General features: G+C 38.5%; 8 protein-coding genes and 1 pseudogene. 1 reads left to right on the top strand and 8 read right to left on the bottom strand.

The genetic code is table 11. The features are described 5' to 3' along the window. The 4 genes from secD to AAC037_RS12120 all read right to left on the bottom strand — a co-directional run. Nucleotides 1-1,802 (bottom strand): protein translocase subunit SecD (gene secD / locus AAC037_RS12135; protein ID WP_339903252.1); only part of this gene is annotated, 1,802 nt, incomplete at its 3' end. 109 nt (nucleotides 1,803-1,911) lie between these two features. After that, nucleotides 1,912-2,289, bottom strand: a complete 378-nt coding sequence (locus AAC037_RS12130) for a hypothetical protein (protein ID WP_339903251.1) — start codon at nucleotides 2,287-2,289, stop codon at nucleotides 1,912-1,914. A 162-nt stretch (nucleotides 2,290-2,451) separates the two neighbouring features. Further along, nucleotides 2,452-3,081: a uridine kinase gene (gene udk / locus AAC037_RS12125; RefSeq protein WP_339903250.1), complete on the bottom strand. Its 630-nt coding sequence runs from the start codon at nucleotides 3,079-3,081 to the stop codon at nucleotides 2,452-2,454. Nucleotides 3,082-3,120: 39 nt separating this feature from the next. Then, nucleotides 3,121-3,699, bottom strand: coding sequence for a non-canonical purine NTP diphosphatase (locus AAC037_RS12120; protein ID WP_339903249.1), 579 nt, complete (start codon nucleotides 3,697-3,699; stop codon nucleotides 3,121-3,123). A 335-nt stretch (nucleotides 3,700-4,034) separates the two neighbouring features. Between AAC037_RS12120 and AAC037_RS12115 the strand changes: the two genes are divergently transcribed. Next, nucleotides 4,035-4,625: a TIGR00730 family Rossman fold protein gene (locus tag AAC037_RS12115; RefSeq protein WP_339903248.1), complete on the top strand. Its 591-nt coding sequence runs from the start codon at nucleotides 4,035-4,037 to the stop codon at nucleotides 4,623-4,625. A gap of 120 nt (nucleotides 4,626-4,745) precedes the next feature. Here the strand turns inward: AAC037_RS12115 and AAC037_RS12110 are convergent, their stop codons facing one another. From AAC037_RS12110 to AAC037_RS12095, 4 genes and pseudogenes are all read right to left on the bottom strand, one after another. Beyond that, the gene (locus AAC037_RS12110; protein WP_339903247.1) at nucleotides 4,746-5,306 is read right to left on the bottom strand and encodes a dihydrofolate reductase family protein; all 561 of its coding nucleotides are present in this window, start codon (nucleotides 5,304-5,306) and stop codon (nucleotides 4,746-4,748) included. Between the two features lie 146 nt (nucleotides 5,307-5,452). Next, nucleotides 5,453-6,550 carry a ribosome small subunit-dependent GTPase A gene (rsgA, locus tag AAC037_RS12105; RefSeq protein WP_339903246.1) on the bottom strand — a complete coding sequence of 366 codons (1,098 nt, stop codon included), beginning with the start codon at nucleotides 6,548-6,550 and terminating at the stop codon, nucleotides 5,453-5,455. 257 nt (nucleotides 6,551-6,807) lie between these two features. Then, nucleotides 6,808-8,190, bottom strand: coding sequence for an alkyl/aryl-sulfatase (locus tag AAC037_RS12100; RefSeq protein WP_339903245.1), 1,383 nt, complete (start codon nucleotides 8,188-8,190; stop codon nucleotides 6,808-6,810). Between the two features lie 563 nt (nucleotides 8,191-8,753). Then, nucleotides 8,754-9,177, bottom strand: a pseudogene (locus tag AAC037_RS12095) (serine hydrolase); the annotation flags it as partial.

The raw sequence follows: 9,177 nt of genomic DNA, 5'->3' as shown, positions 1-9,177 counted from the left end.
AGGAAGGTGGTTACGTTTGAATCCAGAATGGCACTGAAGGCTTTGTTATAGCCACTGCTTATTGCCTGCAATATGCCGGCCCCATTTTTTAGCTCTTCTTTAATTCTTTCGAAAATAAGCACGTTGGCATCAATGGACATACCAATGGTAAGCACAATACCAGCAATACCAGGAAGGGTTAAGGCTGCGCCTAACTGAGCAAGGATTCCAAGAATAAAGAAAATGTTGAACAACAATGCCGCGATGGCAACAAAACCACCTTTAGAGTAGTAAGCGATCATAAACAATACCACTAATACCAGGCCGGCAACCATTGAGTTGATGCCTTGATTTCTTGCTTCTACACCCAAAGTAGGACCCACAATGGCTTCTTCCACGATATTGGTAGGAGCAGGCAAGGTTCCGGATTTTAATATATTGGCCAAATCTTTGGCTTCTTCCATGGTGAAGTTCCCCGTTATCTCAGATTGTCCTGAAGGAATTTCTCCTTGTACTGTAGGCGCTGTATATACATAATTATCCAGCACAACGGCTATTCTTTTACCTATATTTTCAGCCGTTAATTTTCTCCATCTTCTCGCACCTTCAGCATTCATTTGCATGCTTACAGCAGGTCTTGAAGTTTGATCCAATGATTGTCTGGCATCTGTAATTACATCACCTTCCAACGGTGCTTGATCTGTTCCGCGTGGAGCTTTGATGGCATGTAGTTCCAACAAGTCCATTCCGTCTTGCACCTGAGGCTTGACAGACCACATAAACTTCACATCCCTAGGTAGCAAAGCTTTTACATCTTCCCTATTTAAAACCCTATTGATGGCTATGGTATCTCTTAATTCATAAACAAGCCCATAATTTGCTTTCAACAAAGCAAAAATTGGAGAAGCTTCAGTTCCTAAAGAATCAGCATCTGTAGCACCTTCAGCCAATTGCTTGGCAAGGTCACTTTCCAAATCTGTTGTATCGGAAGAGGTAGTCGTTTCCGCAGTTGGGTTGGATGCCTTTTGGTTTTCGGCTTCTTCCATGAGAAATGCATTCACTTGTTGCAAAGCATCCCCAAACTCATCAATTTCTGCTACTTGCCAAAATTGCAATTTGGCAACACCTTGAAGAAGGTTTCTAACCCTTTCAGCATTGTCTACACCTGGAAGTTCAATTTGAATTCTACCGGTATTTTGAATCCTTTGGATGTTTGGCTGTGAAGTACCAAACCGGTCAATCCTGGTTCTTAGGATGTTAAAAGATCGGTCGATGGCATTTTCTACCTCAGTATCTATGATATTTAAAATCTCTGCATCGGAGGTTTCTAAAGAAATCCTTCCTCTATTGGCTGCAGTTGCAAAAATGGTGTTCAAGGCTTTGTCACCTGCTTTTTCTTGCCATGCTTGATAAAAGATGTTTACAAATTTATCATTTACCGTTTTGGAGCGCTCTTTGGCTTCGGCCACAGCTTCGTTGAAAACCTGATCCTTACTGCCTCCTGCTAAACCTTTTACGATTTCTACCGGAGAAACCTCCAATGTCACGTGCATACCACCTTGAAGATCCAGTCCTAAGCCTAGTTCCGTATTCTTTACTTCCTGATAAGTAAATGGTATGCCTAGAAAATTGTAAACAGGCTCTCTCCATACAGAGTCAAGGTAGGTTTGCCTTTTGTCAAAATCGACGTTGCCTGAGGCATCAGTTGCATAAGTAGTGGCTTTCTCATGAACATTGTTTGATACCAATGTAAATGATAGATAATACAGACATAGGGCTGTAATGACCACCGTAAAAAAAACGATTATCCCTTTGTTTTTCATGATTGTTGATTAACTATTTAATGTTGTATTTGATTTCTATTGTAGAATTTTTCATTTGAATTCCTGATCCAATAATGGTGGCAAATGAAAATAGTGAGCAGGGGCTTACTCAGGGGGCATTGACAGATATAATCTGTTCAAAAAGTATTTTGAATAATTGATTGTATTCAAGTTCAGTACCCAAAAGGAAATTGGTCTGAGGAAGCGCTGCTACAATGATTTCATAAATAAAATTGTAAATGAAATCAAATGCGTACAGAACAAATGGAACAACTGCATCTATATTCGAATGAATAAATGTTTGGTTGTCTTCCGCCGGACCCTCATCATTGGTAGAGTTTAGGTCCAATTTTACTTCAAGTGCCCTGTCCTGGCTGTCAAGGCTTACAACAATCTCTGAACTGGAAACAAACACGCAGAAAAGCATTACGATCAGTAATGTCAGCCTTTGGCGCATCAATCCTTTATTTTTCCTGTTCAGTTTCATGGGTTGCAAATATAAAAAAGTTTTTTCAATTCCTGTATGGCTATCCTTATTAATTTTTGATATGGAAGATACTGGAATACAGCCATTTATGTTTTAAATGAGAGAGGTTTGAGAAATTAAGTTTTGCTTTGACACTTAAAATCGGGGATTAAAAGAAGAGAATCAGGATCGATTGTCGCCTATTTTAAAACGCAAAAAGGTTTTTATTACTTCCAGGGCCTTTTTAAAATCACTGTTATTGGGGACAATAATGTCTGCATCATGCTTAAAGGGGGCAATGTACTTTTCATAAGTTGGCATCACATGTTGCTCATAGCGATACAATACATCGTCCAGGTCGTAACCTCGTTCTACTTTATCCCTCACAATTCTCCTCTTCAGCTTGATATGGTCTTTGGCATCTATATAGACCTTTAGGTCCAATAAATTCGCCAACTCAGGATAATATAACACAAAAATTCCTTCAACCACCACCACTGGGGCAGGAGAAAAGGTAAGCATTTTGGGTTTTTTATTGGGATTGTTGAAGGTGTATTCCTGTCGGTTTATGGTTTGACCCTCCTGAATTTTACGAATATCATCTGCGTACTGCTCAAAATCAATGGAATTGGGCGTGTCAAAATTATGAATGCCCCGATCATCCATAGGTTGCTGGTGCCTGGGCTTATAATAGTTGTCTTGTGAGATCAAGCAAACTTGGCCCGGCTCAAAAGAATGCAAGAGCTTGTCTAAAAAGTGGGTTTTACCTGAAGCACTTCCTCCGGTGATTCCTATGATAAATGGCTTGGTCATAAAATGTTAATTAGGGTTTCATTCAATTTTATGCAGCTCCTAAGCTTTCTCTTTTAAAAAAGAGGCCAGTAGCATTACTGCTCTCCCTCTGTGACTGATGGTGTTTTTTTCTTCCATGCTTAACTCAGCAAAGGTTTTCTTATAACCCAAGGGCCTAAAGATAGGGTCGTAGCCAAAGCCTCCTTCTCCAGATCGTTTGTCCAGTAATTCTCCTTCAGCCTTCCCTTCAAATGCCCATTCATTTTCCCCGATTATCAAAGCAATAATGGTCCTGAAAGCTGCATTTCGCTCTTGCTTTCCGCGCATGTTTTCTAACAATAGATCAACATTCCGTTCATCACTTCTAGGTTCTCCGGCATACCTGCCTGAATAAACCCCGGGGGCACCGTTCAAAGCCTCTACTTCCAGACCGGTATCATCTGCAAAGCAGTCTACACCATAATGGGTTTTAACATACCGGGCTTTTTGAAAAGCATTGTCTTCTAGCTTGTCACCGGTTTCAGGTAATTCCTCCTTACAGCCGATTTCCTCAAGGGAAACTATCTCAAACTCATCGCCCAAAGCAGCCCTAACTTCTTTTAATTTTTTTGAATTATTTGTCGCAAAGCAGATTTTCATGTTGTAAAATTACTTTAGCTTTTTCAGAAATCTTCCCTTAAACCTACTTTTTTGATTGAAAAGAAATTATTCGGTTCTATTTTTTGCGCTACAGGCCAATTATTAAGTTTTGAAGAGGTTAAATTAATTTAAAGAGACGATCAATTTCTTATAGGCTTTGTGACTTGATGGGCTTTCGGATATCAATTTTTAGAGAATAGGAGTTTATATTTGAAGACAGTAATGAATCAGGTCAAAACTGAAAGATGAATCAAGCGGAATAAGAAATATAAAAGGGAGATAGGAAATGATATTGCTATTCTTGCCCTCTAAATACTAAAATTACTTACTATTATATGTTTCCATTAAAAAACATCACGGTCTATTGCGGATCAAACACAGGAATTCTTCAAGAATATTCAGATCAGGCAAAGGCCCTGGCCAAGGAAATGGTCAGAAGGGAATTAGGACTGGTCTATGGTGCAGGGAAAGTTGGACTTATGGGAATTATTGCAGATGAGATGCTTGCTTCCAAAAGTCCGGTGTATGGAATAATCCCTCAAAAACTCGTAGACATAGAAGTTGCCCATCAGGGATGTACGGATTTGGTTGTTGTGGAAACCATGAGGGACAGAAAATGGTTAATGGCTGAAAAGGGCGATGGTTTTATAGCCATGCCCGGGGGCATAGGTACACTAGAGGAGTTGTTTGAAGTCATGACGCTCAACCAGCTGATGTACCTTCAAAAACCACTTGCCTTGTACAATGTATCGGGTTATTATGACAAATTACTTGATTTTTTGACCCATGTTGGTGAACAAGGTTTTTTAAAACCGGATCAGTTGAGTAATTTAATTGTTGCAGATGATCCGGTGGATTTACTGGACAAAATGGAAGCTTATAAGCCTACTGAAATTCCTGATTGGCTTCAGAAGAAAAAACAGTAGGAAATGCTTAGGCTTTGTGTCTCAAAGTTGATAAGGTTTCTAATTCTAATAAAATTTGAAAGCTTGAGTTGAGACAAAGGGCTCTGCTCGAGCTTCTCAAAAAAAGGCTGTTTTAATTTTCTATTCATAGTTCACCGAATATTTTACCTGGATAAAATCATTAGGAAAAGTAGTTGAACTGGCTTTTTCAAGTTTTATGTCCTTGAATGTTTTCCCAAATAATGGAATCCCTTCTCCCAATAATACAGGAATTTTAGTTATGATTATTTCATTGATCAACTGAAGGTTTATAAACGACTGAATGGTTTTTCCTCCGTCTATATAGGCATGCTTGAAACCTTCCTTTTCCAATGTATCTACCAAGCTACTTATATCTCCGGCATACATTTCTACTTTTCCTTTGAGGTTTTCAGGTGGTTCGGTCATTGTGCTACTTAATACCACTATTCGCAGGTCCCCGTAAAACCATTGCTCAGGGGTCAGGTTCATATTGGAAATCACCTCCATGCATTTTCGTCCCATGATCATACAATCCACAGCATCCATATAAGCTTTAAACCCCATGTCTTCTGTCCCCATGTCAGCTTCCAAATTACCTGCTGTATGTAGCCAGTCGACATTTCCGTCCGGTTTAGCAATAAAACCATCAACACTTGTAGCGATATATACAGAACATTTCATATTACTCCCTTCTATTGAATCACCAGAAACAGACTATGCCGGCCCATTTGCATACGCTTATGCTTTAAATCTACGGTTTTGACCCGACTTGGTGTTAATGTGTGTTTTTAAGTTTATTTATCCTAACGCTTTTCCCTTTGAGATGCTTAGTATTTGTATTTGGAATGATGTGATTTCATGTCTTTGATGATCTTTTTCAAGTGCTTGCCTTTCTTTCTTTTTTCAGCGACTGTAGCTTCAAAATGCTCTTTTTCCCTTTCCATTCTTAAATAGTTGTCATATAGTGACGCATCTATTTCCCCACGCTCAACGGCAGAAATGACTGCACAAGCTTTTTCTGAAGTGTGCGTGCAGTTCTTAAATTTACACCCTTCGGCAATTGTATTGATGGTGTCAAAGGTGGTTTCAATGCCTCCGGATGTATCGGTAATACCTACTTCTCTAATCCCGGGATTATCAATAATTACTCCTCCATTTTCCAGAATTAGTAGTTCACGGTGACTTGTTGTATGCCTCCCTTTGTTGGTACTTGTACTAATCGTGCTGGTCTTCATTGCCTGCTTATGCGTTAGTAAATTTGAAAGGGTTGATTTTCCAGCTCCTGAGGAGCCTAACAAACAGTAAGATTTTCCTTTTTTGATACTTCCTTTAATTTTTTCAAGCCCTTCTCCTGTTTCACTACTTAATTTGAAAATTGTAACATTTTTGATTCTAGCCTGAATTTCTTCAACCAAGTCCCTTAGGTAAGCTTCATTAATAAGGTCAATTTTATTAAGGATGATGATTGGAATTACATTTGATGAATGACAAATGGTTAGGTACCTTTCAATTCTATTGATGTTAAAATCCCTGTCTACGGCCTGAACAATAAAAGCAAAATCAATATTGGTAGCAATAATTTGTTTCTCACCCTTTCTACCGACAGCTTGCCTTTCAATAACCGTTTTTCTTGGTAAAACAGCATGAATTAGTGCGTTGCCTTCATTAAATTCAGAAAAAGCCACCCAATCCCCAACTGCAGGAAAATCAGTTCTATCGTTTGCTGTATACCTTAAATTCCCAATGATTTCGCTATCGTATTCTTTATCTGCGGTTTTTACGATATACCGTTCTTTATGCTCAGAAGTTACACGTCCAACCTGAAAGGCATCTAAATTTTTATCCTTTCGATAATTCTCCAGATCACTATTGTATCCTATATCTTCAAGTTCCATTCTTGTTTCTTTGTTAAGGCAATGCTTCATTTATGGCTTTTGGCGATAAAAAAGCAATTTCTTGCTCCTCTGTAACCCTGAGGGAAAGCAAAGGGGGGGAAGGAGGCAAGAACTTCGCTTGCAAACTTTAACCTGCTATCGGCCATAAGTGCTGTGCTTGGCACTTGGTATCGAAGATACCAAATTATTCCAAAGGGAGAAAGAAACGCAGAAGAGAGACTTGGCACTTGATTTCAATTAACTGTTTTCTTGGTTCTGGTGACCTATTACCTGTCCATTGAATCCCATTACTCCTTGATTTTTTCTTTCATTTGAATGGCATAGCTATTCATGTAATTACGCCCGGTAGCTGTAATCATGGTTTTGGCTATTTCCATTAATGCGTCTGCTTTCAAATTAATTATTTCCTTGTTGTTTTGATTTAATTCAAGTAAATAATCAGACAATTGAGCTGCCCATTGAAAATCTCCCTCTTCAAATGCATTAAATGCCATTTCTTTCAGTTTATTTTCTCCACCTGCCAATTTTGCCATTTTTTCGGCTTCTGTTTTTGGAGCGAGTTTATTCAAGTTTACGGGGTTTCCATCAAACCAACCAAGGTATCCGTAAAAAATGGAACGCACAGCCCAGTCCACACGACCATAATACTCTGTTAAATAAGGCAAGGAGGCGAGATTTTCCGGTAATTTAACATAGGCAACCAATTGGTCTGGGGTTAGGCCTTTATTTATGCCTTCAATGGTTTTATCAAATACAAATTTTACCGCATCCCTATAATTGGTTAAAGTTGTGTTTACGTTCTCCTTGCCAATTACCGGACGAGTATGTCCAGGCAATAAGTATTCAGGTTTGTCCTCCTGCATTTTGTCTAGGCTTTCATACCAGCTTTTGACGTCCCGGTATTGTGATCCACGTATGGTGTATAAGTTTGGAAAGGATTTATAATAAGTATCACCGCAGAAAAGTATTTTCTCTTCAGGCATCCAAATGTACATATTGTCGTAGGTTTCCCCTGAAGCGGCCACCAATTCAAATTTTACCCCATCGATTTCAATTTGTTTTCGTTCTTCGGTAAACAAATGAGTTGGACTAAATTTAGCAGTTTCTTTTCCTCGGGTAAACATGGTCCGTTGTTTGTCCGGCTTGGGCGCAACACCATTATTTATATGGATGGAATCAGGAAGAATAATGCCGGCTTGCCTTCCTCCGCGTACATTCCCATAAGTTAAACCGGCTTTTTCTCCGGCATTGGCTTCTATGTTAAAGCCCGTATCATTGCCCAATGCACCACTTCTTCCCCACACTTGAGGATTGCTGCCTTCATCTAAAAAAGCTTGAATACCACCAAAATGGTCACCATGCCCATGAGTAATTAAAATGCCTTTTATGGGTTTGTTTGTTATTTCACGAAATTTTAATCGTAAGGCTTCCATACGGATGGGAGACATCCCCGCATCAATGATTATAATTCCTGTTTCACCTTCAATCATCGCCACGTTGCTTACGTCGTAACCAACAGCAAAGTGTACTTTTTCCCCAAACTTAAAAATTTCAGGTACAAACTCCTTGTTATGTTCTTGTAGGAGACGAGTAGCTTCTGTTTCCTGTGCGTTAGATGTTATTGTAAAAACAATAAACGCCATTATTAATGTGATAAATTTCGTTTTCATAATAAAAGTTTTTAATATTTCTTTTTATAGGATCTCTACTTGATTTTTCAGGCATTTTTATTTTAAGGCTGCCGTAAAAGTATCCCTCGATTGCCAGTCCTTTTTGTTCAATAGTTTACTTTTGCTTTAATAAGATTTAAAACTTCTCTTATTGTTATTGTTTACTTTGTTTCGTGTTGCTATTGATGAACAATATTTACGAAACAAAGTAACGGAGTAAATCAATTATGAAAAAGGTAAGTTTATGGCAAAGAATGGTGAAAATGGGATCGGAATGTAGAACCTGTAATTGCTGAGGGAGAAAAGCCGATGAAATTCAAAAAAAATAATTGATCAGGCTTACAATTATCTTTGGGTTGTTAAACCAAAATTTATACATAACAACTACTTAGGTAGTATTTGAAAGACTTGCAATTGCTATTATAAGCTATCTATAATAAGAGAGAAAGCGATTGTACCCCTATCTGGTAAAAAATGGAAATAGTAAAATTCGGGATTGTTTTTTTAGCCTTTTTTCTAGGTCCATGTGCTTTATTTGTCGCTTTATTAAATAACCCGGTTTGCTAGTTATTCTTTCGTATGATTTTTACAATTCGGTTAATTGTAATTTCCGATAGGTTCCACTCATAGCCATTAAAATCTGTAGTATTAATAAATTGAACCACTACCCCGTCTATATCCTTGTGGTACTCGGCAAGGCTTTGGTAGCCTACAACCAATCCTCCATGGTTGTATTCGTAAGGATAGATTTCTTGTTCGCCTTCGTCAAATACAGCGCCGTCGTTTAAGGCGCGAATAAAATGGCCCACGTCTTCTGCTGTAGCCAACATCCCATATTCATTGGCTTTGAAATCTTCCTCATACCCAACATAGTATCCGCTCATTACATCATCCAAATCAACCTCAGTAATTGAAAAAAACGTGTTTTTAAGACCTAAGGGTACCAATATTTTTTCTTTGATGTATTCGTTGTGATTATAACCTAAA

Origin of the sequence: uncultured Cyclobacterium sp., assembly GCF_963976465.1 — a bacterium.
Lineage (GTDB): Bacteria > Bacteroidota > Bacteroidia > Cytophagales > Cyclobacteriaceae > Cyclobacterium.
The sequence above is the reverse complement of the archived record's forward strand: the minus strand, read 5'-3'. Positions and strand labels throughout refer to the sequence as shown.

Bases quoted from the DNA above. Each gene is read 5' to 3' on its own strand.
- AAC037_RS12100 (WP_339903245.1), bottom strand. From the start codon at position 8,190: ATGAAAACGAAATTTATCACATTAATAATGGCGTTTATTGTTTTTACA.
- AAC037_RS12110 (WP_339903247.1), bottom strand. From the start codon at position 5,306: ATGAAATGTTCTGTATATATCGCTACAAGTGTTGATGGTTTTATTGCT.
- AAC037_RS12115 (WP_339903248.1), top strand. From the start codon at position 4,035: ATGTTTCCATTAAAAAACATCACGGTCTATTGCGGATCAAACACAGGA.
- AAC037_RS12120 (WP_339903249.1), bottom strand. From the start codon at position 3,699: ATGAAAATCTGCTTTGCGACAAATAATTCAAAAAAATTAAAAGAAGTT.
- AAC037_RS12130 (WP_339903251.1), bottom strand. From the start codon at position 2,289: ATGAAACTGAACAGGAAAAATAAAGGATTGATGCGCCAAAGGCTGACA.
- rsgA (WP_339903246.1), bottom strand. From the start codon at position 6,550: ATGAAGCATTGCCTTAACAAAGAAACAAGAATGGAACTTGAAGATATA.
- udk (WP_339903250.1), bottom strand. From the start codon at position 3,081: ATGACCAAGCCATTTATCATAGGAATCACCGGAGGAAGTGCTTCAGGT.